We start from the raw sequence: 25079 nt of genomic DNA on the forward strand, positions 1-25079 counted from the left end.
TCGTGGACGTTGACGGGCGTGTGAGCAAGCCCTCCGTGCTGAGGGCCTCGGCCAGACCTGGACTGACGGGAGCGATGCGATGCGGTGGCACTGGATGCTGGGACTGTTGTGCATGGGCTGCGCGAGCGTGTCGGGCTCGCGGGGGCAGTCCGCGGAGACGCGAGCAGAGGACGAGGACGCCGTCCCGACCCAGGAGACCGTGTACCTGGTGCCGCTCGACGAAGCGTTGATGATGACGCGACACGTCTTCGAGGACATGAAGTACGACGTCTTCGAGCGTGCCGGGACGCATGAGCTGTACACGTCCGCGCACGAGCCGGGGCTCAACCTCCCGGGCAATCGCTCCTGGGAGCGCTACTTCGTTCGCGGGGTGCAGGTGGCGCCGCGGCAGTCGGTGGTGCGCGTCTTCCGGCTCCGCTACAGCGAGAACGAGATGAAGATCGACGAGAAGCCGAAGTTCATCGGCGACCGTCTCGCGGAGGAAGAGAAGTACCTGTCGCGCAAGACCTTCATCCACGACACCTTCGAGGGCGTTCCGGCCATGGAGGGCTTCAAGCTGGTGCGCGGCACGCGCGACCTGGAGATCGAGCGCCGACTCCTCGCCCGGCTGGAGATGGTCCCCTCGCTGGAGCTGGTGGGCGGCAACGCCTCGGTGCCGATGCTCTCGATGGTGTCGGAGGACAGCTCGGAAACAGAGACCGCCGAGCGCGAGCCCGCCGACTGCGGCGCGCCCCTTCCGGGCGACGAGGCGCTCATCCAGAAGGGCCACGTGCTGATGCTGGCGGATCCGCTCGGCACGCGCGAGCTGCCCGAGGCCGCCACGCGGCTGCTGTGCGACGCGACCGCGCGCGACGTGCCCGTGTCCCTGGCCCTGTCCCTCCCCGCGTCCGAGCAGCGCATCCTGGACGCGTACATGACGAGCGAGGGCCGCCCGGCGGACCTGGAGCGCCTGCTGCGCGACAGCGCGTTCTGGCGCCGCGCGTACCAGGATGGCCGCAGCAGCAGCGCGATGCTCCGGCTGGTGGAGCAGGCACGGCGCCTGCGGGCCTCGGGGCGCACGGTGTCCGTGATTGCCTTCGACTCGGACGCGGCGTCGGGCAATGCGCGCGAGGCGGAGATGGAGCAGCACCTGATGGCTCACCGCGCGAAGAACCCGGACGCCTGGACGCTGGTGCTGGCGGGTGACGTGCACGTGCGCACCGTCAGCGTGCGGTGGGATCGCAAGTTCGAGCCGCTCGGCGCGCGGCTCTCGCACCAGCTCGGGGCCGACAGCGTGAAGGCGCTCGACGTGGGCTTCCAGCGCGGCACCCAGTTCGCGTGCCGCTTCAACGTCTGGGAGAAGGTGGCGTGTGACACCTTCGCGCTCAGCCCCAACGCCGAGGCACGCCAGGGCATGGACACCCCGCGCGGCGTGCGCCTCTTCTCGGAGACGAACGACAAGGGCTTCCATGGCCGGCTGTACGTGGGCACGCTGAGCGCCTCGGCGCCGGTGCTGCGCCGCTCGACCTCCGAGAGCATCGCGCAGCCGGTGGCGTCACACTGAGGCTTGAGCCGGAGGCTGGGGCGTCGCGAGCGGCAGGGTGAACGCGAACGTGGCGCCCTGCCCCGGCGGGCTCTCGACCTTGACGAGCCCGCCGTGGGCCTCCACCACGCTCTTGACGATGGCCAGGCCCAGCCCCGCCCCCGCCTTGCGCGCGTGGCGGGCCTGCCAGAAGCGATCGAACACGTGCGGCAGCGCCGCCGGCTCGATGCCCGGCCCCGTGTCCGACACGGAGAAGCGCATGAAGTCCCCCCACGGCTCGGCGCGCAGCAGCAGGCTGCCGCCGCGCGGGGTGAACTTGATGGCGTTGTCCAAGAGGTTCTGGAACACGCGCAGGACGCGCCCGCGATCCGCCCAGACCGCGGAGTCCTTGCCCTCCATCGACACGCGCAACGTCAGGCCCTGGCTGGTGGCGAGGGGCTCGTTGAGTTCCACCACCTGGGCCAGGAGCCCCGGGACCTCCAGGCGCTCGGCATCCAAGGGCGAGTGTCCCGACTCCAGCCGAGCCACCTCCAGCAAGTCCTCGATGAGCCGGTTCATCCCCACCGTCACGCGGCGGATCTTCTCCAGCCCCTCGCGTCCGCGCTCGCCGGGCTCACCCGGTGGCAGGTGCCGCGCCGTCACGCGACACAGGAGCGAGATGGCGCCCAGGGGCGAGCGCAGGTCGTGTGACACGATGCCGAGCATCTCGTCCCGCACGCTGATGGCCTCGCGCGAGGCGCGGTACAGGCGCGCGTTCTCCATGGCCAGCGCGGCACGGCGGGCGAACTCCCGCGCGAGCGCGAGGTCGTCCGCGTCATAGCGCCGGCCCGGCCCCACCGCGGCCAGCAGCACGCCCACCGTGCGCTCGTGCGCCACGAGCGGCGCGGCCAGCACCGACACCACCCCCGAGGCATCGCCCGCGGGCGCGTCCCACCGCACGGCCTCGCCCGTCGACAGCGCGTGCTCCACCACTCCGCCCAGCGCGCCCCGAGGAGGCCGCGCCACGGCCGCACGCAAGAGCGCGCTGAGCGCCGGGCTCCTCGCCGCCACCTCGGTGCAAGGCTCGACCTTGCCCTCGGTGTCGCGCGCCACCACCGCGCAGCCATCCGCCAGCAGCGGCACGGCGAGCCTCGCGATGGCCCGCGCGGTGTCCTCCCAATCCAGCGTGTGGGTGATGGCGGCTCCGGCCTCCGCGAGGAAGTGCTGCCGTCGCTCCGCGTTGCGCCGGGCGGTGACGTCGCGAAGCATGGCGACCATCACCCGTCCGTCATCCAGGTCCAGCCGGGAGATGGATGCCTCGGCGGGAAACACCTCGCCGTTCTTGCGCCGGCCGAGGATTCCCGCCCGCTCGCCCATGCCCCGTGAGGGCGCGCCTGACTGCTCGCTGAAGCGCTGCACGAACTCGCGGTGGCGCGTGCGCGACGCCTCCGGAAGCAGGACATCCAGCGGCTGTCCGAGGACCTCCTCGGGGGCATAGCCGAAGATGCGGCGCGCGCCCTCGTTGAAGAGCTGGATGCGCTGGCTTGCGTCCACCACGATGATGGCATCCAGGGCCATGGCGATGATGCCGGACAGCTTCGCCTCGGAGCGCCGCAGTTCCTGCTGTGCCACGCGACGCGCGGTGACATCGCGGAAGTAGAACGACAGTCCCTCGGGCGACGGGTGGACCACGACGCGCAGCCACCGGTCGGAGATGGACGAGGGCAGCTCCTCTTCCTGGACCCGCTGGGTCTGCGCCGCCCGACGCAGCAGGTGGTCCAACGGCGAGCCCACCGCCGCCGGGAACGCCTCCCAGACGTAGCGCCCCAGGAGTGAGCCGCGAGGGCGCCCGATGTGGGCCTCGGCGTGCTGGTTCACGTAGGTGAAGCGCCAGGAGAGGTCGCACGCGACGAAGCCGTCCTCGATGCGCTCGAGCGCCGCGACCATGGCCTCGCGCGAGGCCTCCGCCTCCTTGCGGGCCGCCTCCTCGCGCGCGAGCAGTCGCTGGGCCTCCATCGCGGCGCGGCGCACGCGCGCGTCCTCGTGGTCCGAGGAGAGCGCGCCCAGCACCGAGCGCATGAAGCGCTCCGAGTCTCGCAGGTGCAGCTCGGCGCGCTTGCGCTCGCCGATGTCGCGGAAGAAGACGGACAGGCCCTCATCGGAGGGGTACGCCCGCACCTCGAACCACGAGTCGAGCGAGGGATAGAACTCCTCGAACACGAGGGTGCGCTGCTCGGCCAGGGCGCGCCGGTAGCTGCGCTCGAACGCGCCGCCCACCAGCTCCGGGAACGCTGTCCACAGCTCGCGGCCCAGCAGCGTCTCGCGGCTTCGGCGCATGAGGCGCTCCGCGTGCTGGTTCATGTACGTCAGGCGCCAGTCCCGATCGACCGCGAAGAACGCATCGGTGACGCGGTCCAGCGTCTGGATCATCAGGGAGCGCTCCCGCGCGAGTTCGCGGGACGTGGACTTCCAGCGCGACGTGCGCTCCCGGACGCGGCGCTCCAGCTTCGCGGTGAGCTGCCGGACCTCCGCCTGAGCCTGTTCTCGCTCGGTCACGTCCCGGGCGATGTGGAAGGCCCCCTGCCGCGTGCCGGCGGCATCACAGAGCGGCCGGAACACGATTTCATAGGTGCGGCGCAGGCGGCGCAGCTCCCCGAAATCGGAGACGAGGGTGTAGGCCTCGCCCTGGAGCGCGCGAGCCCAGGCGGCCTCGGCGTTGGCCCGATCCGCCGGGTGCTGGATCGCCGCGCGCAGGTCCATGCCCACCGCGATGGCGACGCCGAAGAGCTGCTCGAAGGTCCGAGCGTAGGCGGGATTGAAGGCGACGAAGCGAAAGCCGGTATCCAGGGCGGCGATGAGGTCATCGCTGCTCTCCGAGATGTACCGGAGGATGTCGTCCTGGGATGACGCCGGTGGAGCCACCGTCGGCCGCACAAGCCCCGGCGGCGGTCGCGAGACCATGCGAACCCCCCCTGTACCTGGTGCGAGAACCCCGCGCCCCCCGCCCCTATTCGAGGGCCCGGCGCCCGGCCACGCGAAGCGCTCTACTGCTTGGATGCCGGGCAAAGGTATGGTGCGCCCCACGCCACCCCGGGTTCTCACCCCGGCGTCATGGAGGGCCCATGTCCTTGCTGAGTGCACGCATCCTGTCCCTCTTCGCGCCCAAGCAACGCGGCGCACAGGCGCCCGCGGGCGACGCGCAGGCGAGCGACTCGCGCCTGGGCGACGTGCACACGGCCTGGGCGGCCCCTCCCATGTGGACGCGCTTCTATCCCGCGGGCCAGGTGGTGGTCCGCGAGGGAGAGGCCGGCCGCTCCATGTTCGTCGTCCTGGGCGGGCGCGTGTCCGTGGTGCGCGAAGCGCGGGATGGCGCGCGCGACGAGGTGGGGCAGCTGGGCGCCGGTGAGTTCTTCGGCGAGCTGGCGATGCTCACCGGGACGCCGCGCACCGCCAGCGTGGTGGCCCTGGAGAGCACCGAGCTCTTGGAGATCACCGAGGCGGGCGTGAAGGAAGCCGAGGAGCGCTACGGCGTGAAGGGCGAGGCCATCGTCGAGGCCTGCCGCGCCCGGCTGCTCGCGGACGCGCTGCGCAGCAGCCCCCTGCTCGCGGGACTCTCCACCGAGCTGCGCTGCCAACTGGGCAGCGCGTTCGTGCCCTGCACCCTGGACGCCGGTACGTCCCTCCTGACGCGCGGCAAGCCGGGCAACGCGCTGTACCTGCTCCTGCGCGGGCGCTGCGAGGTCTTCCATACCTACGAGGATGGCCGGGTGACGTCCTACCCGGAGCTGGTGGAGGGGGCGCTCTTCGGGGAGATCTCCCTGCTGCGCAGCCGCCTGGCCACGGCCACGGTGCGGACCCTCACGCCGTGCACGCTGTTGCGGCTGGACCGCGACGTCTTCGAGAAGTTCTTCCTCAGCCAACCCGAGCTGCGCGGCGCGCTCGTGCGCATGGGGCTCCAGCGCCTGAAGCACACCATGGAGGTGATGGGCCTGGACGCCGAGGTGCCTACGGGCGCAGGAGCACCAACTCCACGCGGCGGTTGAGCTGCCGACCGCGGGGAATGAGGTTGGGGGCCTTGGGCCGGCTGTCGCCCAGGCCCGCGGTCTCCACCCGAGCCGGATCCACGCCCGCCCGCGTCAGCAGCTCGGCGACCGCCTTGGCCCGCGCCTCGGACAGGCCCTTGCGCGCGGCGGCCGGCACCTCCTGACCGTCCGTGTGCCCCTCGATGCGCAGGCGCGTTCCCGACTCGCGCACCAGCACGTCGACCACCAGGTCCACGGTCGCCAGGGACGCCTTGTCGGGAGCGGGCTTCTGCTCGGGGAAGCCCAGGGGGGTGGGCAGCTCCACGTGGTTGCCCTTCACCGTCGCGCGCTGGGCGGGCTTGGGCTGGGGCACCAGCGCGAACGCCAGCGCGGACTCCGCGCCCGCGGCGAGCTGCACGCGGCGCGTCTGGGCGAGGAAGCCCTGCGCCACCACGTCGACGTTGTAGGTGCCCGCCGTGACCGCGACGTCCGCGGGCTTGCGGGCCTTGGCGTCCACCGACACCTTCGTGGGCGCCGCGGCACCTCGCACGAAGACGGTGGCGGCCACGGGCTTCTTCTTGGCGGTCACCTTCAGCACCAGCCGCCCGGGTCGCGCGGTGGGCGTCGGAGGAGACGCCGGGGCCTGGACGCGCGGCGTTGGCGTGCCCGCATCTGGATGAAGCTCCGCCTGCGAGACCTCCTGGACGGGCTTCATCATCTCCGCCGTCACCTGGTGCCCGAGCTTGAGCTTGAGGCGCGGATCCGGCGCGTTGGGGACCACGGCGGGGACGACCTTCACCAGCACGCGCAGCCCCCGCTGCGACTGGAAGCCGACCGAGGCGGTGAGCTTCCACAAGAAGCCGTTGGTCGCGCTGAACAGACTCCATGAGTCGTTCGCGAGGCTCACGCGCGACACCAGGGTGTGCTCGCCCGGCTCCACCTTCACCACCGCGAGCCGATGCGGACCCGCCGCGTTCAGCTCCTCCACCGAGGGCACCGCCAGCGGCTTGCCGTCGAGGACGAAGTCGGTCTCGACGACCTTGTAGCCCTCCTCGGGAGCGAAGCCCTCGAACGAGAGGACCACCTCGGTGGGGGACTCGGGGACCATCTCGCGAAGCTGGCGCTCCAGCTCTTCGCGCACTGCGTCCTCGCGCGTCGGCTCGGCGGCGCGCGCCACGCTGGCCAGCAGGCCCAGCAGGAGGACCAGGAGGGCTTTGAAGGAGGACAGGATCACGACGGCCTGACAGCATGGCACATCAGGGCGTCGGGAGGATGCAGGCATACATGCCTCGGAGTCGCATCCCGGCCCACCTGTGCCCGGACAGCCCCGCAACCCCGGCGCTCCAGGGGGCGCAAACGCGACCGCGGGCCTCGCCTCCGTGCTGGAAGGCCCCACCGGACTGCCCCATCCTGCGCGCGGAGGAACCCGTGCCCCCTGCCCCATCGAGTCCGTCGCAGGATCATTCGACATCCCCACGCCGCGGGCGCTGGGCCTGGATCGCGCTGCCCCTCGTCGCGCTGCTCGTCGGCGTGGGGCTGTGGGCGCGCTCCCCTGGGGACATCCAGGGGGGCGTGCTCGTGCAGATGGGCGAGCGAGTTCCCTTCGAGGCGGGCGCCGAGGGGCAGCTCCAGGAGCTCCTCGTGGGGCCGGGGCAGCCGGTGGAGGAAGGACAGGTGCTCGCGCGCCTCGCGACACAGGGAGGCCCGGTGGCGCTCAAGGCGCCTCGGACTGGCGTGGTGGGCGACGTGCGCGCGAACCCCGGCGATGCGGTGCGGCCAGGGCAGCTGCTGTTGTGGCTGGTGGCACCGAACGCCTTGCCCTCCCTCGTCGCGCTGTTCCCGGAGCGCTATCGCGGAGACCTCGCGCCCGGCATGACGCTGCGCTACCGGATCCCCGGCATCCCCTCCGTCATCGAGACGACCATCGAGTCCGTGGAGCCGCCCGAGGCCGCCCGCGCGGTCAGCCAGGGGCAGCCGTGGCCGGGCATGGCCCCGGGCGAGGCGGCCGTCCTGGTGCGGGCCCACGTGCCCTCGCGCACGTACCTCATCGATGGGCGCTCGCATGTGTACATGGACGGGATGATGGGCAAGGCGACGGTGCCTCGACGCTAGCGCGTTTCACCTTGGGTGAGCCCCCCAGGCTGTGCCTAGAGTCGCGCCCTGCCCGCGGCGTGAAGTGGATCCGCGGCGCGAACCCGGCGAGCGCGCGTGAACCTGTTGCAGCGATGGAAAGCCGTGACCCACGGGCGGGCGGTCTTCGCGACCCTCGTCGCTGGGCTGGCCTGGGCACTCACGCTGCTGCTGGTCGTGCGGCTCATCCCGCCCTCGTCCCCGTGGCTCGTCGAGTTCTCGTCCGACAGTGGCATCCCGGTCCTGGTGACGCGGGCGCGCACGCTGGACCTCTTTCACATCTTCTATTTCGGACAGGACCGCTTCGGCATGTGGCCCTTCCTCCTGGCTCGCGCGCTGGGAGGAACGGACTGGACGGCCGAGGGACTCCAGCGCGTGATGTTCGTGGCGCTATGGCCCACGGCGCTCGTGCTGGGTGGGCTGGTCCCCGCGGGCCCCCTGCGGCGGGGCCTGTGGCTCCTCGTTCCGCTCGTCTTGGCGCTCTCGCCCGGGCAGGCGCGCTACGCGCTCGACCTCTCGCAGCCCTACGGCTGGCAGATCGCCGCACTGGCATGGAGCTGGCTTGCCCTGCGGGCCCAGGCGCAGGCCCGTGAACGCAGCGGAGTCATGGTCCACGGCGCCCTCGCGTTCCTCGCGGCGACGCTCGCGATGTGGATGTCCTCCTCGAGCCTGCCGTCGCTCCTCGTGCTCGCGGGCCTCGAGGTCGCCAAGGCCCGCGTGGAGGGCACCGGCCGGGCGCGCGCATGGCGACTGGCGCCGCTCGTGCCCTTGTTGGGTGCGTTCCTCGTGGAGCGCGAACTCCAAGTCCTCTACCACCGCTTCGCGAAGCAAGCGTTCGGGCATGTCTACCGCACCCAGCTCAAGCTGGACCGAGGCTACCTGCTTGAGAACGCGCGGCAGGTGCTGGGTCAGCTGATGGACGGCCCCGTTCCCTCGCTGGCAGTACTCGCGGCCCTGGTGGCAGCGGGGCTCTGGAGCTGGGTGGCGGCACGACGACAGGCCCACCTTCCCTCTCCCACGGTCTGGTTCGCAGCCGGCTGCGCGCTCGTGGCCCTGTCGCAGATTCCCGCCTTGGTGCTCATCCAGCACGTGCGCCTGAACGACTTCAACCCGCGCTACTTCTGCCTCACGCTGCTGTTCGCGCAGATGGGCCTGGGAGCTGTCATCCTCTCCGCGCTCGCCGCGCGCGTCCCGGCGAGCCTGCGATTCGCCGCGGGGATCCTCGTGGCGGGTGCGCTGCTCCTGGCGAGCTTCATGATTCGTCAGCCGCCACCGGAGAACCCCCATTACGCCGAAGCCCGGGCGGCGGCCCGCGCCCTGTCCGAGACAGCTCCGAGCACGCTCCTGCTCGGAGACTACTGGCGCGTCTATCTCATCGCCGCGTTGCAGCCTCCGGACGACCGCGCGGCACGGCCACTCCCCCGCTCGGGGGACTATCAGCGGACGCCCTTTCTCATCCCCGCGGTGCAGACGGCTTCCTCGGTCGTCTGGGTCCAGGCCGAGGCGGAGGACCGCGAGCCCCCCAAGCTGCAGGTGCAGCATGGAGTCCAGATCGCGCGAGACGACGCTCCGCTGCTGCGCAGCTCGGGGTTCGCCTTCTGGCACTACCGGGTGATGGGCCCCGCCCCTCAGCTGACGGAATCCGTGCCCTGACCTCGGGGCACTCCAATCGGAGACACGATATGTCGCGCAAAGTGGCCCTCATCACGGGCGCATCCATGGGTCTGGGCGAGCAGTTCGCGGAGTGCTTCGCGCGGGATGGGCATGACGTCATCCTCGTGGCGAGGAGCGCCGAGCGCCTCCAGACGCTCGCCACGCGGCTGGAGAAGGATCACGGCATCCGCGCGCACGTGCTGCCCGCGGACCTCACTCAGCCCGAGACCCCCGAGCGCCTCTTCGAGGACGTGAATGCCCGAGGCCTGGAGGTGGAGTTCCTCGTCAACAACGCGGGCTTCGGCTCCGCGGGTGCCTTCCTCGAGTTGGACCTGGCTCGGGAGGCGGAGATGGTGGAGGTCAACTGCACGGCGCTCCTCAAGCTCACGCACCTCTTCGTTCGCCCCATGCGCGAGCGAGGCAGCGGGCGCGTGCTGAACATCGCGTCCACCGCGGGCTTCCAGCCGGGTCCGTACATGGCCACGTACTACGCGACCAAGGCCTTCGTGGTGTCGTTCTCGGAGGCGCTGGCGTACGAGCTGAAGGACTCCGCCGTGACGGTGACGTGCGCATGCCCGGGTGCGACGCGCACCGAGTTCGCGTCGCGGGCAGGCACGGAGAAGTCCCGCCTGTTCCAGCGGCCCGGCGTCGCCCAGGCCTCGGACGTCGCCTCGGATGCATACCGGGCGATGATGAAGGGCCGGGTGCTGTCCGTGCACGGCCTGGCCAACTGGTTCGGCATGGAGATGGTGCGCTTCAGCCCGCGCGCGCTGGTGCGTTCCATCGCCGCGGGGCTCAACCAGAAGTCCTGACGCTCCCGCGGGGCTCGACCTCGAGCGCGAGAGACAGCTCTCGCGCTCCGCGAGACACCCTGCGCTCCAACCGCTCGACGCGGCTCCGATGCGCCTCGGGCACCTCCGCTGCCCCCGCGAGCCGCGCATGTTCCAGTGCACGCGGCAGTCGCTTGAGCGCGTGCTCATACAGCTTGGACAGGGACAGGTGCAGCTCGGCCGCCTGCGAGCCTCGCGCGGTGGCCAGGGCTCGGTGGAGATAGGTCACCGCGGCCTCGTTGTCCCCCGCGCGGCGCGACACGCGTGACGCCAGCACCAGGGCCTCCATGCCGACATCGCCTCGGCCGCCGTCGGCAGCGGCTTGCGCGAAGGCCCGGGCACGCTCGGCGTCCCCCGCGCGCTCGGCCACGCCCGCGAAGCCCAGGAGGTCTCTTGGGTCCTCCCCCGCGCCTCCGACGCCACGGAAGCGCCGGACCATCTCCCCCAGCAGCGCGGCCAGGAGGAGCAAGTCGTTCACGTTGTGCTCCAGCACGCCCGTGAGCTCCGACCCATCCGTGCCGCGCAGGAAGCGGAAGTACAGCTCGGGGATCAGCGAGCCATCCACGTCCCCCACCCGCCGGTGGCCGAGCCACTGTTCCTCCAGGTGCACCAGCCGCGCGCCACCACCGCGATGCTTGAACACGCGCCGCGCGCAGTGCAGCAGGTCCAGATGCAGCGGCACAGGTGGCGTGGGCACGCGGTTCAGCACGAAGCGCGTGCGCAGCAACGGCCAGTCGAAGCTCTTGCCGTTGTACGTCACCAGGCACGACGACTCCGCCATGCGCTCGGCGAGCATGCGCAGCATCGGGCCTTCTTCGCCCAGGCGACGCAGGAAGAGCTGTTGCACGCGCAGCGCCCGGCCCTCGAACCACGCCATGCCCACGAGGAACGGCACGGTGCCCGTTCCGCCCGCGAGCCCCGTGGTCTCGGTGTCGAGCAGCAGCATGCGCTGGAGATCCACGCCAGCCAGCTCGGGGTGCAGCGCGAGGCTGGCCACCAGCGCGGCGTCCGCGTCCAGCGCGCCGTCCAGCGGGGCACTGCCGTGCCGGTGCCCAGGAGGGTGCAGCCGCTCATGCACGTGCACCGTGCCATGAGGGGTCTCGCGAGCCTCCACGGGCAGCGGAGTCGGAGGCAGCACAGGCCCCACGGCTCGACGGGCCGAAGCGGTCCCCTGTCGCTCGGCCCACCCTGTCAGCAAGCGCCGCAGGGACTCCACGCGCGGATCCGTGGACTGCGGCACGGACGGTTCGGCCACGGGCTCCGCGGCGGAAGGCACTGACTCCGGAGCGGAGGGCTCCAGCGCAACAGGAGGCTCCGCGGCCTTGGCGATGGGCCGGCCTCCTGGCCCCGCACTGGTGAGCCGCGACAGCTTGCGCTTCAGGTCCATGCCCGCGCCCCCCGACTACTGCACGCCCGCGATGCCCAGCGCCGCCAGCACATCGAGCCCCAGGCGCTTGCGCGGATGCGGATCCACCGGCGCCACACCCGGCATGTTCCCCGCCGCCGGACCGATGCACGCGGGGCAGCCCTCTTCACACGCGCACGTCTCCAGCAACTTGCGCGCGCGAAGCAGCAGCTCGTCACGCTGATCAAACAACCGCGCCGCCAACCCCACGCCACCGGGGATGTTGTCGTAGAGGAAGATGGTGGGGTCGAAGCCCACGCTCCCGTCCTTGCGCGGCGGACCGTCCGCCTCGTCGCGATTGCCCAGCGTCTTGCCCAGATCGCGTGGGTCGATCATCAGCCCCACGCACGCCACGGTGCGCAGCGCGGTCGCCAGCCCTCGCAGCGAGTCGATGACCGCGGGCCGGGGCGCATCGAGCGAGCGCACCACCGACTCCGGCACCGTCAGCCACAGCGCCGTGGTGTGCATCTGCATCTCAGGGAGGCGCACGTCGCCGTAGCCCACGTTCTCGTGCGTGTGGAACTTGATCTTCTTGTAGCCCACCACCTTCTCGATGACGGACACCTCGCCCATTCCCACCTGGAGCGCGGGCCCGAGCGGCGCGCCCTGGTCCTCCTGGATGACGTTCACGCGGACGTAGGTCATCGCGTCGGTGAAGTAGTCCGGCGCCACCTTGCGCACGAAGGCCTTGTGGTTCTCCAGGTCCAGGCGCTCGACCTGATACTGCTCGCCCTCGTGCTGATAGATGGCCTGCTCGTGCAGCATCGTGTGCGCCGAGCGGAAGTCCATCTCCGCGAGCGTGCGATCCGAGCCCAGCTCGATGATGACCACGTTGTCCCAGCCCACGCTGCGCAGCGACACATGGTTGGCCGGGTACGCATCCGACGACCAGTGGAACACCCGCCGTCCGCCCTCGCCCGCCGAGGGATGCACCACCTGATGCTGCGCCAGGAACCCGAGCGCCTCGGTGGTATTCTCCACCGGCACGTCGCCAAAGGAGTCGCCCTCCTCGAAGGGCAGCTCGAACGCGGCGCACTTGAGATGCTGGACGAGGATCTCGACGTTGTCGGGATCGATGCGCGCGTGCTCAACAGGAGCGCCCGTGAGCGCGCGAGGATCTCCCGCGAGGTATTGATCCAACGGCGCGCTGGAGGTGACGAGCAACGCGAGGCTGCCCGCGCCTCGGCGCCCGGCTCGACCGAAGCGCTGCCATAGCGCGGCCACCGAGCCGGGATAGCCCGCGCACACCACCGCGTCCAACGAGCCGATGTCGATGCCCAGCTCCAGCGCGTTCGTGGCCACCACGCAGCGCACCTCGCCCGCGCGCATGGCCGCTTCGGTGGAGCGTCGCGTCCCAGGCAGGTAGCCGCCGCGATAGCCCTGGATGAGCGAAGGGTCCAGCTTCTCCTCGACGAAGCGATCGCGCAGGTACTTGAGCATCACCTCGATGTTGTTGCGAGACTGGCCGAACAACAGCGTGGACACGCCCGAGCGCACCAGGTCCGCCGTGAGCCGCACCGCGCTCTTGAGGTAGCTGGCGCGGATGCCCAGCTCGGCGTTCACCACCGGTGGGTTGTAGACGAGCACGCGGCGCTCGCCCGAGGGCGCCCCGCTCTCCGACACCAGCGCCACCTTCCGCCCGAGCATCCGCTCCGCGTGCGCCTTCGGATTGCCGATGGTGGCCGAGGCCAGGATGAACGTGGGCGATGAGCCATGGAACCGCGCGACGCGCTGGAGCCGCCGGAGCACGTTGGCCAGATGCGAGCCGAACACGCCACGGTACGTGTGCAGCTCGTCGATGACGACGTAGCGCAGGTTCGCGAACAGCCGAGCCCAGCCCGCGTGGTGCGGAAGAATCCCCGTGTGGAGCATGTCCGGGTTGGTGAGCACCACACCGCTGCGCTCACGGGCCACGCGCCGCGCGTCTCCGGGCGTATCGCCGTCGAAGGTGATGGCGCCGTGCTCCAGCCCCGCCTCGCGCATGAACGCGCGCAGCGACTCTTCCTGATCGCGCGACAGGGCCTTGGTGGGAAACAGATAGAGCGCTCGCGCCTGGGGTTCGCGCGCGAAGCGGTCGAGCAACGGCAGGTTGTAACAAAGGCTCTTGCCGGAGGCCGTGGGGGTGGCGATGACCAGATCCTGGCCCTCGCGTGCGCGCTGGTATGCCTCGGCCTGATGCGAGAAGAGCTGCTCGACGCCTCGGCGCCGGAGCGCTTCGCGGACCTGGGGCGCGACATCCTCGGGCACGGGCGCGAAGGAGCCGGTCCGCGCGGGAGTCACCTCGTCGAGGGCAAAGTTGGACCAGAGCTGGCGATCGCGCTGCCACCCCTGGAGGACGGCGTCGAGCCCGCGAGGACCCGACCACGGCGTGCGGCGAGCCCCGGAGAACGCCTCGGGTTCCTTCACGGACTTCATGGGCCGGGCACTGTACAGACGTGCACCGAGCGAGACAACGCGCGAACTCGGCGTTCGCACAGCCTCCAAGTGCTCATCAAGGATAACGGGGAGTCCTACTGAGACAGCGGACGAGGGAGCGCTCCACGAATAGGGAGCAGTGGTCGGGCGCTTCCGGTACCCTCGCGTCCCCCCTTTTGACGGAGCCCCCATGCGCCGCATCACGCCCATGCTGCTCGCCCTCGGAATCATGGGCTGCGCCTCGACGCGAGGCAGCGCGGCATCGGGTGTGACGGAGGCCGCGGTCCTGGAGACCGAGCAGGCGTGGTACGCGGCCCTGGTCGCGAAGGACTCGGCCCGACTGGAGAAGTTCCTGGCGGACGACTTCGTGCTGAGCGGGCTCGACCCGTCTGTCGAGTGCCGTGAGCGCTACCTCCAGACCGTGGCCATGCCCGAGCGCAGCCTGGAGCCGCTCGCGCTCGATGATCGACAGGCGCGCGTGTATGGCGACAGCGCCGTCACCACCGGCCGGGCCCAGCTTCGGGGGCTCTGGAACGATCGCCCACTGGCCATCACCTTTCGCTACACGAACGTCTTTGTCTTGCGGGACGGACATTGGCTTGCGGTGGCGTCACACGTCAGCAAGGTTGAGTAGGCTCTCGCGCGGGAGCGGCGCGTCAGGGTCCAAAGTCACCGGGGCCCTTCTGGCCCGGCCCTGGCGAGCGATGAAGGAGCAGCAGCATGGGCAGCAACCCTGAGGACGGTGGAAAACCCCCGGCCACTCCTGCGGCAGACCGGTCCTCCGTCTTGGGTGAGGTGTCGGAGTCGGAGCTGGATGCGTTCGTCGGCCAGCTTCGCACCGCGCGCAACGCCGTGGTCCCCCGCGCGCCGGCGCCACGCTCGCGCTGGGATGTGGGCTCGGAGCGCTTGCACCGAGGCACGCGGTACTCGCAGCGCGCGAGCCCGCTCGAGGGTCCCCCTGAGCCGCCGAAGGAAGAGAGCCCGCCGAGTCACGCGTGGTACGCGGTCATGGGTGGAAGAATCACCGGGCCCTACGACGTCGCCGCCCTGCGGGGCCATTGGCAGCGGGGAGAGCTTCACGCCGACTCACTCTGCTGGCGCGAAGGACTCGCGGCCTGGCAGCCCATTCATCAACTGACAGAGCTTCGTGAAGTGCTCGCGGCCGCCGCCGCGACCTCGCCCGGAGCAACGCCGGCGCAGGTCGGCCAGGTGCAGCCAGCGCAGACGATGGGACAGGTGGGCCCAGTCCATCCGGCCGCGCCCGCGCAGGCGACCCAGGCGCAAGCGGGCCGGGCTCCCGTGTCGCAGCCCACCGCTCCCGCGCAGCCAGCACCGTCGCCGCAGACGTCGTGGGGCGCCGAGGCTCGGGCGACGACAGTGGACGCAGCCCCCGTGGATTCCAGCGGGCCCACGCCACAGGCGAATCCGGAGCCCCTGCACATCGTCGCAGCGCCCCGCGACATCTCGGGAGACCCGACGCTCCTCGTGCCCATGCTCGCCGGAGACTCAGCGCCGAGTGGCCACGAGCCTTCTTCGGAGGCTCAGGGCGCGACGCGAAAGCGACGCTGGCTCTCCGGGCTCCTGCCGCTGCTGGGCGGTGGCCTCCTCGGAGGCGCGGCCGTGGCGGCGGTTCTCGTCTACGTGGGGAACCGGGGCGCGAGCCCTCCGCTCGTGACTCACGAAGCAGCGCCCGCGCCCCAAGCGCAGGCCCCCCTGCCTGAGACAACCGTTCCCCCGCCCGCGCCCCCGCCGACACAGGACCCGGCGCTCGCCGCCCCCACGGCGCCCATCGCGAGCACGCCATCCGTCGCGACCGACGCCGTGCACGCAGCCTCACCCGTGGCTTCCACTCCGGCGCCCACGGCTGGCGCGCCCATCGCCGCGCTGCGAGCGCCCGTGACCGCGGCTCCCGATGACGACGACTCGGAGGACGAGCCGCCCCCGTCCAGGAAGGGCGCCTCGCAGGAGACCGAAGCGGACGAAGGGACGCCGCTGCCTCCGCTCGCGCCGGAGGTCCACGTGCGCGCCTCGGCCGTGGCGCCCCTGTCCGGCCGCGCTCGAGTCCAGCCCGAGGTCACCCCGCCTCCGCCCCACGACGCCGCTCCGCCCCCGCCGGCGCCGCCCAAGGAGCCCGGCGAGGAGCTGGGGCCAGACGAGGCCTACGCCCACGAGTTGGAGCACCCGCCGGCCCGCCCCCCTCCACCGAAGCCGTCTGTGTGGATTCCTCCGGATCCCTCGGTGAAGGCGATGCCGGCGACGCTGGCGCAGGAGGACATCTTCACCGTCGTCCTCGCGAATCAGTCGGAGTTGGCGACCTGCGCGGCCTTGCCTGGCGCGACCTCCAACGAGGGAAAGCGGGTCATCGTTCGCTGGAGCATCCTGCCCAATGGTCGCGTGACGGACGTGTTGTTGGAGAACGGTCGGCTGCGCGGCACGCCCATGGCTCGATGCATCGAGGGAAAGGTCCGGGCGTGGACATTCACGCCCCATCGAGAGCAGGGCGAGCCCGTCCGCTTTCCGTTCGTGTTCTGAGCACCAGCGAAGCGCCTCGGTTCGGTTAGTGTGCCGCCACCGTGGCGCTCGCGATCTTCCTCTTCACGTATGTCTTCATCGCCGGGGCGAAGCTGCCCGGGCTCAAGCTGGACCGCGCGGGTGGAGCGCTGCTGGGCGCCCTGCTCATGGTCGTCTTCGGCATCGTCACGCCCGCCCAGGTCATGGGCCACAGCTCGCTGCCGAGCGGGCGCGCCATCGACGGCGACACCATCCTCCTGCTGCTCGGGATGATGCTGCTGGCCGAGTACCTGTCGGTCGCGAACGTCTTCCGGCTCGCGGGAGCCCAAGCGGTCCGAGTGGCGCACACGCCGCGCCGGCTCCTGGTGGCGGTGACGTTCGTGAGCGCGGGCCTCTCCGCGTTCCTCGTCAACGACACCGTGTGCCTGATGCTGACCCCGCTCGTGCTGGCGGTGGTCGAAGAGGTCGACCTGCCGCCCGCGCCGTACCTGCTCGCCACCTGCATGGGCAGCAACAGCGGCTCGGTGGCCACCTTCACGGGCAACCCGCAGAACATGCTCATCCAGGGGGCCTCGGGGCTGTCCTATGCGAGCTTCGCGGCCTACATGGCGCTGCCCGCGCTGCTCTCGACCGCCCTCGTCGCCGCGGCGCTCGTGTTCCTCTTCCGCTACGATCTGCCCGATCGCCGCTTCGATCCCCACCCTCCCCCGACCGACGTGAACCGCCGGCTGATGTGGCTCGCGCTGGGCTCGCTGCTCGGCGTCGTGATCGCGTTCTTCATGGGCCTGCCCATGAGCTGGAGCGCGCTGGCCGGTGGCGTCGCCGTGATGACGCTCAGCGGACTGGAGCCGAGGCATCACCTGGAGCGCGTTGACTGGGTGCTGTTGCTGTTCTTCGCCAGCCTGTTCGTCGTCGTGTACGGGGTGAATCAGGGCGGCTGGGCGGAGGCCATTCGCGGGCTGTTCTCACCGCTGATGGCGGGGCCTCCGTGGCGCGAGACGCTCGGCTTCGCCACATTGACCTTGGTGGGCTCCAACATCTTCAGCAACGTGCCCTTCGTGATGCTGGCGCGCTCGTGGGTGCCCGGCCTGCAGAACCCCGAGCTGGGCTGGCACGTGCTCGCGCTCGGCTCCACGCTGGCGGGCAACCTCACGCTGGTGGGCAGCGTGGCGAACCTCATCGTGTTCGAGGCCGCGCGCGGCAAGGTGCACATGAGCTTCATGCGCTACCTGCGCGTGGGCCTCCCCGTGACACTGCTCAGCTTCGTCATCGGTCTGGCCGTGCTGCTGGCCGAGCACGCGCTGTTCTGAGTCAGGGATCCGGCGCGGGCAGCTCGCCCGCGGGAAGCTCCGGCTCCGCGGGCTTGGGCGGCGCGACCTGACGCCCCGTCACGTGCACGCTGTCCGGCCCGCTCCCTTCCAGCCGCGTGGGCGGCGCCTTGGCGCTCGCGTGCCGGTCCTTCGGCGTGAGGTCCTTCACGAAGGTCGCGGCCACCTCGTCCAGCATCGCCGTCACCGCGATCCGGAACAGCTCCGGCTCCTTGCCCACCTTGAACGGATCCAGGTGCGGCGCGCCCGCGACGACCTGATCGACGTGGAACGGCCGGCGCCACACCTCCGAGCGACCGCTCAGCGAGAACATGCGCCCGTAGCCCTCGACGAACGCGCCCGCGCGCCCGCCCTTGCTGCGCATGCCGTAGTCCTGGATGACGAACTCGACGATGGTGTCCGCCCCCAGCGGCGAGAGCAGCTCGTAGTCCGGCGCGTTGGCGGGGACCTCCTCCACCAGGAAGCTCTCCAGCGACGAGGCCACCTGCGCCGGATCCACCGTCTGCGTCCACGGCGCCTCGCGCGGCAGCTGCGTCAGCGTGTTGACGCGCAGGCGCTCGGAGATCTCGAAGCGCGTGACGGCCTTCTGCAGCTTCACCACGAGCCGGCGATCCGCCTCCTTCGGCTCCAGCTTCTTCAGCTTGCCGCCGTACGAGTCATCGTCGCGGAACACCACGCTGCGAGGCCCCGCGCCATCCTCGATGCGCGAAATGAACGCGGGCCGCTGCACGCTGTCCAGGTCCGCCCCCGCCAACCGCTGGGTGGCACAACCGGAGATGAGCAACCCAAGGATTCCCATGAACAGACTTCGAGCCATGTGCAAAAGCTACCTCAACCGAGCCCCGCAGGCGCCTTCCCGAGCAGGTTCCTCGGACGCGACCTCGCCCGCTCGCTGGTATGCTCGACGGCCGTGAATCCCCTGTCGCCCCCACCTTCCGCACCCTCGATGGGCCGCAAGCGCCGCCTGGGTGAAATCCTCATGGACGCTGGCCTGCTGACGGAGACGCAGCTGCGCTCCGCGCTCGCGGAGCAGCGCAAGTGGGGCGGACGGCTCGGCCTGACGTTGGTGCAGATGGGCTACTTGGACGAAAGCTCCATGGTCCATGCACTGTCACGGCAGCTCTCCATCCCCACGGTGGAGCTGGAGTCGTTCGTCCCCTCCCCGCCCGCGCTCCAGGCGCTGCGCGTGGACATCGCCGAGCGCTACACCGTGTTCCCCACCGCCGTGGACACCCAGCACAAGCTGCTGACCGTGGCCACGGCGGATCCAACGAACGTCGAGTCGCTCCAGGAGCTGGCCTTCCACGCGGGCCTGCGCATCGGCGTCGTGGTGGCGAGCGCGTCGTCCATCGAGCGCGCCATCCGCCGCAACTACCACGGCGAGGTCACCGCCACCGCCGCGACGCCGCTCACCTTCGGCATGGAGGAGGCCCTCTTCGAGCTGGCTCCACCCGCCGAGGCCGAGAGCGTCCGCGCCTCGACGGGCCCCGTCGCCAGTCCTCCGCGCGAGTCCGAGCTGGCGCGTCGCGTGGAGGCCCTCACGCAGCAGGTCGCGGACCTGGAGCGGATGGTCGCCCAGCAGGCGCGCGTCGTGCGCGGGGTGATGGCGGTGATGGAGTCGCGGGGGCTCGCCACCCGCGAGGAGCTGCTGTCGAAGGGGAAGTAGCGAGCCCTCAGACGAGGATGAGGTCCTCCTCCAGCTCATGCGCATCGGCCCCCGCGGCCTGCGTGCTCAAGAGCGCCTCGGTTCGACGGAGGCGCTCGTCGGTCAGCTCCGACACGAGCACGAGGATCTGCGGGTGGCTGGAGATGAGCTGATCGAAGTCCTCGCGCGGCAGCCGCAGCAGCGTGGTGTGCCGAGCCGCCTTCACCGTCGCGGTGGCAGGCGTCTTCTGGAGCAGGGAGATCTCTCCGAAGAGCTCCCCCTCCTTGAGCCGCGTCAGCAGGTGGCCGTCCTTGTGGACCTCCACTTCGCCGGACAGGACGACGTAGAGGCCATCCGTCGCGGCGCCATCGCGGATGATGACGTCATCGCGCTCGACGTCGCGCGCGCGGAAGCGCTCCACCAGGCCACGGCGGTCCTTCCGGCTGAACGGACGGAACAGCGCCGAGCCATTCATGACGTTCACGAGCAGGCGCTCGCGGCAGAACTTCTTGAGGGCCTGGGCAACCTGCGGATAGCTCCGCGACAGCTCCGCGAGCACGGACGCGGAGATCTCCAGGAGCTGCGTGTCCTCGGAGGCGCCCTCGACCGAAGCCGTGCGAGGCGCGCCGGAGAGCAGCGCCATCTCGCCGAAGAAGGTGCCGCCTTCGAGGGTGGCCAGCACGTCGCGACGACCGGAGTCCTCCCGGAAGACGCGCACGCTGCCCTCGCAGATGACGTAGAAGGCGTCGCCCAGGCTGCCCTGCTCGATGATGCGCTCGCCCGCGACGAGCCGGCGCAGCGGACACCGCTCGAACAGCGCGATGAACGCCTCGCGAGGCAGGTCCGAGAACAGCGGGATGGTGGGCAGCGCTTCCAGATCCGGAGACTCGGCGCCGAGTTCCTCCGTGAGCGGATAGGCCTCTTCCTCCACGGCGACCTCAACCGCCTGAGCCTCGCTGCCCGCGCGCGCGGCCAGCTCCACCGCGTGCAGAAGCGAGTCCGCCTCCAGCTCCAGCTCCGTGAACGACGAGACCACCACGGAGGGACGCGCGGGCGCGCTCACGGGCTCCGGGGTCCGAGGCGTGGACTCCGCCCGGCGAGGCCGCATTCCGGGAGGAGCCGCGGCGGGAGCGCGCGCCACGGCGGGCTCCGATGCTGACGTCGCGGTGTGCATGGGCGCCGCAAGCGCAGTCCACCGAGTCGACGCGCCACCCGGCGCAGGCCCCGTGCCAGGAGCGACTTCGGTCCGCGCCGCGCCCTCCGCGTGAGCCCCCGCCCCATCGGGCGCGGCGACCGCGGACCAAGCCGAGGCGTCAGCGCTCGGTCCCGCCGCAGGACGAACGGCCGCACCCATCGGCACGGCCGGAGCACTGTCCGCGAGCGCGCCGGAGTCGGCCCGACGAACAGCGCCCCCAAGCGCGGCGCCTTCATTTCGAGGCGCGCCATCGGACCGACCACCGGCCTCGGGCGCACGACCTGCGCTGCGCGGAGACAGCCCCGGGGGCAGTGCCCGCGTGTCCACGGGCGCAGGGGCGTCCGCTGGGAAGATCTCCACGCCCGTGACATCCGCGGGCTCGACCTCCACTTCGACCGTCACCACGACCGAGTCAGGCTCGACGCCCCCCGTCGGCCGGACCAGCTCGAGCGGCAGCTCGTCCGAGAGGTCCACGGGCTCGCCCGCAGCGTCCAGCGACACCGGCGCGGGACGCCGAGACGACAGCGGGACGGGAAGCTCCGGCCCTACCGCGGTCGCGGCGGCGGGTGGTGGACCGTCAGACCTCCGGGCACGCGGCGAGGCAGGCGTGCCTCGGCGCGCATAGAGGTCCGCGAGCATCTGCTGGACACCGCTGTGCTGCGGATCCAGCTCGAGGATCAGCTTGCTGGCTGCGATGGCTCGTGGAAGGAAACCCTCGCGCGCGAAGCCCTCCGCGGCGGATTGATACGCGGCGATGGCTCGCACGCGCTGGCCCGCCTTGGACCACGCATCCCCCAGGCGCAGGCGCGACTGGTGGTCCTTCGGATCGGCCCGGCAGTACTCGTCGTACAGCTCCGCGGCCTTGGAAAAGCGCCCCTTGGTGAAGGCCTCGCTGGCCTTGTCCTTGAGCTGGCGCAGTTCCATCTAGTGAGCCCCCTCGGAAGCAGTGCCTCCCTTGGCGAGCGCCGCTCCCACGGACTCGCGGACCGAGCGGAAGTAGTCGCCCTTGAGCGCATCGAGCGGCTCACTCTGCGGCCCGCCGCCAATCTCCTTGAGCGCTCGGGCCGCCGCCGCGCGAATCTCGGGGAGGTCGTGGTACAGGTCGCGAGCCACGGCATCCGCCGCGCGCGGATCCCCAATCGCGCCCAGCGCGAGCAGCACATCCCGGCGCGCCACGCTGTTCGTCTCGTCCAGCGCCTTGAGCAGCGTGGGCACCGCGTCCTTGGCGGGGATTCGCCCCAGCAGCGACGCCGCCAGCGCGGCCTCGGGGCCCCCTTCGCGAACCACGGCCTGAAGTGACTCGGAGGCCGCGGGGGGCACCGTCGCGCTGTGCGACAGCGCATCCAGCACGAGGAGCTTCTCGCCGCCCATCTTCGGCAGCGCCTCGACCAGGGCGTCCCGGCCCGGCTCGGCCTGCTCGGAGAGCGCCTCGGCGAGCGCCTTCTGGAGGTCTCGGTCCGGCTCCAGGAGCGCGGACTTCGCCAGCGCCACACCCTCGGGGCCCAGGTGCGTCAGCCCCACCAGCGCCGCGGTACGCAGCGTGGTGCTGGAGTCGTTCGCGTAGCCCGTCAGAAGCTCCAGCGCCCCGGGCGCCTTCAGCTCGCCCAACGCGCCCAGGAGGCTCGCCAAGGGAACCAGGCGCGCCGGCTCCACGTCGTCGCAAAGCTCCGAGGGCGCGCGAGGCGCAACCACTTCCCGCCCCGCCGCACGAGCCCGCGCCGCGTTGAGCGCGCGGATCCGATCGAACAACTGCGTGTGACGGGCCGCTCGCCCATCTTCGCTCCCGCGTCCCGGGGCAGCGGGTCCATCCGGATCGAAGCCCGGGCCGTACTGGCGCGGCAGCGCATCCGACACCCAGTCCGCGCGCAGCGCCGCGAGCCCCTTCACTTCCTGTTCGTACAGCTTCTGGAGCGCGGGAACGACCGAGGCATCCCCCACGGCCGCCACGGCCTCCACCGCGAGCCCACGCAGGCCCGCATCAGACTGGTTCAGCCAGGGGGTGACCTTGGGAAGCAGCGCCTGCGCGGAAGGCCCCAGGCCCATGATGGCCTGGAGTCCCGTGGCCGCGGTGGTGGCCCGCGAGAGGCGATCCGCGATGGGCTCCGCGGGGCATCCGCCGCGCTGGCGCATGGCCCGGCCAGAGGACAGGGCCTCGGCGCGAGCACCGTCGAGCGCAATGGCACACAGCGCCGCGTCGGTCGCGGGCGTGCGCGGGAAGGACAGGATCGCGTCCGTGGCCTGAGGGCTCACGGCGCTCTTCTCCATCGCCACGGCCTGGAGGCGCGGCGCGATGGCCGGGTCCTGCAACTTCATCAACGCGATGAGCGCGGACTCGCGCAGCTCCGGGAAGCTCTCGTCGAGCAGCAGACCGATGGGACCGACAGCGGCCTTGTCTCCCGCGTCGCCCAGGCCCCGGACCGCGGCGGCGGCGAGGATGACCTGGCTGTCGCGCACGAGCGGCAGGAGGCGATTGACGGCCTCGGCGCGTCCACTCTTGCCCAGCTCTTCAGCCGCGCCCACGCGCTCGGGCAGCGCGCCCTCGGTCAGGGCAAGGAGGTTGCGATCCCAGAGGCCCTTGGACTCGGCGGCGACGACCTCGGCCATCGCGCCTGGAACGTTCGCGCTCTTGAGGGCCTGGACGATGACCTGCCGCGTGGCCCGGCCGCGCCGACCGTACTGAAGCTTGAGGTAGCCCTTGGCCTTGTCGTTCTTGACCTTGGCGAGCGCCATGGCGGCGCGACCCTGGACATCCTCGTCGGGGTCCTCCAGCAGCTCGCCGAGCAGATCGACGACGCGAGGATCCTGACTCTCTCCCAGCGCGACAGCGGCCTCGCCGCGCACGATGGCGGCGAGGTCCTTGGCCGCGCGGGTGAAGAGGACGAGGTCATCCGCGTTGCCTTGGGTGGCCAGCTTCTTCACCGCCGCGGCGCGAATCTCCGGGCGAGGGCTCTGGATATCAGCCAGGAGCTGGTCCCGGCTGCCGTTGCACCCGAGGACCAGTGCCATTGCGAGAATGAGGGGGCGCGCGCCGGTTCGCATCGATCTCCGAGGAGGCAGACGGTGGAGTATGCGGCCGGGGTTATATCAACGCGCCCCCGAGCCGCCCACTGGGGGCGGCTCTTCCCTACCCGACTCAGGAGGGACGGCGAGGCCCACGCGACGGCGGACGGCCGGCACCCCCACGAGGAGGCTTGGACCCGAAGTCGTCCGACGCGCCCCGACGTGAGCCCGCCTTCACGACGCGCTCCTGCGGACGTCCAGAGGCGTCATACGGCGCCCACGAACGCCCCTCGGAGCCACCAGAGCGAGGTCCACGCCCACGCGGCGCGCGATCCTCACCGGCGGGCTTCCACTCGCGCCGCTCCGGACGACCCGCGGGCTTGCCGGCCCCGAAGCCACCCCGAGCCCCACCCGGGGAGCGAGGGGCGCGACCACCCCCCTCGTCACCCCCGAAGCGCTCCCGAGAAGCCCCCGCCGGCTTGCCCGCGCCGAAGCGCGACCCGCCACGAGCGCCGCCCTCGGAACCGCCGAAGCGCCCCCGAGGAGCCCCGGCCGGCTTGCCCGCGCCGAAGCGCGAACCGCCACGAGCACCGCCCTCGGAAGCACCGAAGCGCGAACCCCCACGCGCGCCACCTTCATCGCCGCCGAAGCGCCCGCGAGGAGCCCCCGCCGGCTTGCCCGCGCCGAAGCGCGACCCGCCACGAGCGCCGCCCTCGGAACCGCCGAAGCGCCCCCGAGGAGCCCCGGCCGGCTTGCCCGCGCCGAAGCGCGAACCGCCACGAGCACCGCCCTCGGAAGCACCGAAGCGCGAACCACCACGGGCGCCACCTTCATCGCCGCCGAAGCGCCCGCGAGGAGCACCCGCCGGCTTGCCCGCGCCGAAGCGCGAACCGCCACGAGCGCCGCCCTCGGAACCACCGAAGCGCGAGCCGCCACGAGCACCGCCGTCGGAAGCACCGAAGCGCGACCCACCACGGGCGCCCCCTTCATCGCCGCCGAAGCGCCCGCGAGGAGCCCCCGCCGGCGTGCCCGCGCCGAAGCGAGAGCCGCCACGGGCCCCCCCCTCGTCACCACCGAAGCGCCCCCGAGGAGCACCCGCCGGCTTGCCCGCGCCGAAGCGCGAACCGCCACGAGCGCCACCCTCGGAGCCACCGAAGCGCGAACCACCACGGGCGCCCCCCTCATCGCCGCCGAAGCGGCCACGAGGAGCACCCGCCGGCTTGCCCGCGCCGAAGCGAGAGCCGCCACGAGCACCACCTTCGGAACCACCGAAGCGAGAGCCGCCACGGGCCCCCCCCTCGTCACCACCGAAGCGCCCCCGAGGAGCACCCGCCGGCTTGCCCGCGCCGACGCGCGAACCACCACGAGCGCCACCCTCGGCAGCACCGAAGCGAGAGCCGCCGCGGGCTCCGCCCTCGTCACCGCCGAAGCGCCCCCGAGGAGC

At 71.6% G+C, this 25079-nt stretch carries 16 protein-coding genes; 9 read left to right on the forward strand and 7 right to left on the reverse strand.

All coding sequences use genetic code 11. The features are described 5' to 3' along the window. Positions 1 to 79: 79 nt before the first annotated feature. Positions 80 to 1543: a hypothetical protein gene (locus JGU66_15485; protein MBJ6762175.1), complete on the forward strand. Its 1464-nt coding sequence runs from the start codon at positions 80 to 82 to the stop codon at positions 1541 to 1543. Here the strand turns inward: JGU66_15485 and JGU66_15490 are convergent. Next, complete coding sequence (locus tag JGU66_15490) at positions 1535 to 4462, reverse strand: PAS domain-containing protein (GenBank protein MBJ6762176.1); 2928 nt, start codon at positions 4460 to 4462, stop codon at positions 1535 to 1537. The genes JGU66_15485 and JGU66_15490 overlap by 9 nt on opposite strands. Before the next feature lie 161 nt (positions 4463 to 4623). On the opposite strand from JGU66_15490, the gene JGU66_15495 reads away from it, so the two are divergent. After that, a complete protein-coding gene (locus tag JGU66_15495) occupies positions 4624 to 5544 on the forward strand; it encodes a cyclic nucleotide-binding domain-containing protein (GenBank protein MBJ6762177.1) in 921 nt (306 codons plus the stop codon). Here the strand turns inward: JGU66_15495 and JGU66_15500 are convergent. After that, positions 5507 to 6805 carry an OmpA family protein gene (locus JGU66_15500; GenBank protein MBJ6762178.1) on the reverse strand — a complete coding sequence of 433 codons (1299 nt, stop codon included), beginning with the start codon at positions 6803 to 6805 and terminating at the stop codon, positions 5507 to 5509. The genes JGU66_15495 and JGU66_15500 overlap by 38 nt on opposite strands. A gap of 146 nt (positions 6806 to 6951) precedes the next feature. On the opposite strand from JGU66_15500, the gene JGU66_15505 reads away from it, so the two are divergent. The 3 genes from JGU66_15505 (at position 6952) to JGU66_15515 (ending at position 10118) form a co-directional block, all read left to right on the forward strand. Continuing rightward, positions 6952 to 7635 carry an HlyD family efflux transporter periplasmic adaptor subunit gene (locus tag JGU66_15505; protein ID MBJ6762179.1) on the forward strand — a complete coding sequence of 228 codons (684 nt, stop codon included), beginning with the start codon at positions 6952 to 6954 and terminating at the stop codon, positions 7633 to 7635. A 96-nt stretch (positions 7636 to 7731) separates the two neighbouring features. Then, entirely contained in the window at positions 7732 to 9306 is a 1575-nt protein-coding gene (locus tag JGU66_15510) for a hypothetical protein (GenBank protein MBJ6762180.1), read from the forward strand. A gap of 29 nt (positions 9307 to 9335) precedes the next feature. Beyond that, positions 9336 to 10118, forward strand: a complete 783-nt coding sequence (locus tag JGU66_15515) for an SDR family oxidoreductase (GenBank protein MBJ6762181.1) — start codon at positions 9336 to 9338, stop codon at positions 10116 to 10118. Here JGU66_15515 and JGU66_15520 read toward each other — a convergent pair. Both JGU66_15520 and JGU66_15525 read right to left on the reverse strand, forming a co-directional pair. After that, positions 10102 to 11523, reverse strand: coding sequence for a ribonuclease H-like domain-containing protein (locus JGU66_15520; GenBank protein ID MBJ6762182.1), 1422 nt, complete (start codon positions 11521 to 11523; stop codon positions 10102 to 10104). The two genes, JGU66_15515 and JGU66_15520, sit on opposite strands and share 17 nt — an antisense overlap. 15 nt (positions 11524 to 11538) lie before the next feature. Continuing rightward, the gene (locus tag JGU66_15525) at positions 11539 to 13956 is read right to left on the reverse strand and encodes a DEAD/DEAH box helicase (GenBank protein MBJ6762183.1); all 2418 of its coding nucleotides are present in this window, start codon (positions 13954 to 13956) and stop codon (positions 11539 to 11541) included. 190 nt (positions 13957 to 14146) lie between these two features. On the opposite strand from JGU66_15525, the gene JGU66_15530 reads away from it, so the two are divergent. The 3 genes from JGU66_15530 (at position 14147) to JGU66_15540 (ending at position 17777) form a co-directional block, all read left to right on the forward strand. Further along, on the forward strand, positions 14147 to 14590 hold the full coding sequence (locus JGU66_15530; GenBank protein MBJ6762184.1) for a nuclear transport factor 2 family protein: 444 nt from the start codon (positions 14147 to 14149) through the stop codon (positions 14588 to 14590). 86 nt (positions 14591 to 14676) lie between these two features. Then, entirely contained in the window at positions 14677 to 16488 is a 1812-nt protein-coding gene (locus JGU66_15535; GenBank protein MBJ6762185.1) for a DUF4339 domain-containing protein, read from the forward strand. Positions 16489 to 16529: 41 nt separating this feature from the next. Continuing rightward, complete coding sequence (locus JGU66_15540; GenBank protein ID MBJ6762186.1) at positions 16530 to 17777, forward strand: anion transporter; 1248 nt, start codon at positions 16530 to 16532, stop codon at positions 17775 to 17777. Position 17778: 1 nt separating this feature from the next. On the opposite strand, the gene JGU66_15545 is transcribed toward JGU66_15540, so the two are convergent. Further along, positions 17779 to 18612, reverse strand: coding sequence for a hypothetical protein (locus tag JGU66_15545; GenBank protein ID MBJ6762187.1), 834 nt, complete (start codon positions 18610 to 18612; stop codon positions 17779 to 17781). A gap of 162 nt (positions 18613 to 18774) precedes the next feature. Between JGU66_15545 and JGU66_15550 the strand changes: the two genes are divergently transcribed. After that, on the forward strand, positions 18775 to 19461 hold the full coding sequence (locus JGU66_15550; GenBank protein ID MBJ6762188.1) for a general secretion pathway protein GspE: 687 nt from the start codon (positions 18775 to 18777) through the stop codon (positions 19459 to 19461). A gap of 7 nt (positions 19462 to 19468) precedes the next feature. Here the strand turns inward: JGU66_15550 and JGU66_15555 are convergent, their stop codons facing one another. Then, on the reverse strand, positions 19469 to 21559 hold the full coding sequence (locus tag JGU66_15555) for a cyclic nucleotide-binding domain-containing protein (protein MBJ6762189.1): 2091 nt from the start codon (positions 21557 to 21559) through the stop codon (positions 19469 to 19471). Then, the gene (locus JGU66_15560; protein ID MBJ6762190.1) at positions 21560 to 23674 is read right to left on the reverse strand and encodes a HEAT repeat domain-containing protein; all 2115 of its coding nucleotides are present in this window, start codon (positions 23672 to 23674) and stop codon (positions 21560 to 21562) included. It abuts the gene before it with no gap. Positions 23675 to 25079: the final 1405 nt, after the last annotated feature.

The sequence above is a fragment of the Myxococcaceae bacterium JPH2 genome (assembly GCA_016458225.1).
Lineage (GTDB): Bacteria > Myxococcota > Myxococcia > Myxococcales > Myxococcaceae > Citreicoccus.

Coding starts and splice junctions, on each gene's coding strand:
- JGU66_15485 (MBJ6762175.1), top strand. CDS start 80: ATGCGGTGGCACTGGATGCTGGGACTGTTGTGCATGGGCTGCGCGAGC.
- JGU66_15490 (MBJ6762176.1), bottom strand. CDS start 4,462: ATGGTCTCGCGACCGCCGCCGGGGCTTGTGCGGCCGACGGTGGCTCCA.
- JGU66_15495 (MBJ6762177.1), top strand. CDS start 4,624: ATGTCCTTGCTGAGTGCACGCATCCTGTCCCTCTTCGCGCCCAAGCAA.
- JGU66_15500 (MBJ6762178.1), bottom strand. CDS start 6,805: ATGCCTGCATCCTCCCGACGCCCTGATGTGCCATGCTGTCAGGCCGTC.
- JGU66_15515 (MBJ6762181.1), top strand. CDS start 9,336: ATGTCGCGCAAAGTGGCCCTCATCACGGGCGCATCCATGGGTCTGGGC.
- JGU66_15520 (MBJ6762182.1), bottom strand. CDS start 11,523: ATGGACCTGAAGCGCAAGCTGTCGCGGCTCACCAGTGCGGGGCCAGGA.
- JGU66_15525 (MBJ6762183.1), bottom strand. CDS start 13,956: ATGAAGTCCGTGAAGGAACCCGAGGCGTTCTCCGGGGCTCGCCGCACG.
- JGU66_15530 (MBJ6762184.1), top strand. CDS start 14,147: ATGCGCCGCATCACGCCCATGCTGCTCGCCCTCGGAATCATGGGCTGC.
- JGU66_15535 (MBJ6762185.1), top strand. CDS start 14,677: ATGGGCAGCAACCCTGAGGACGGTGGAAAACCCCCGGCCACTCCTGCG.
- JGU66_15545 (MBJ6762187.1), bottom strand. CDS start 18,612: ATGGCTCGAAGTCTGTTCATGGGAATCCTTGGGTTGCTCATCTCCGGT.
- JGU66_15550 (MBJ6762188.1), top strand. CDS start 18,775: ATGGACGCTGGCCTGCTGACGGAGACGCAGCTGCGCTCCGCGCTCGCG.
- JGU66_15555 (MBJ6762189.1), bottom strand. CDS start 21,559: ATGGAACTGCGCCAGCTCAAGGACAAGGCCAGCGAGGCCTTCACCAAG.
- JGU66_15560 (MBJ6762190.1), bottom strand. CDS start 23,674: ATGCGAACCGGCGCGCGCCCCCTCATTCTCGCAATGGCACTGGTCCTC.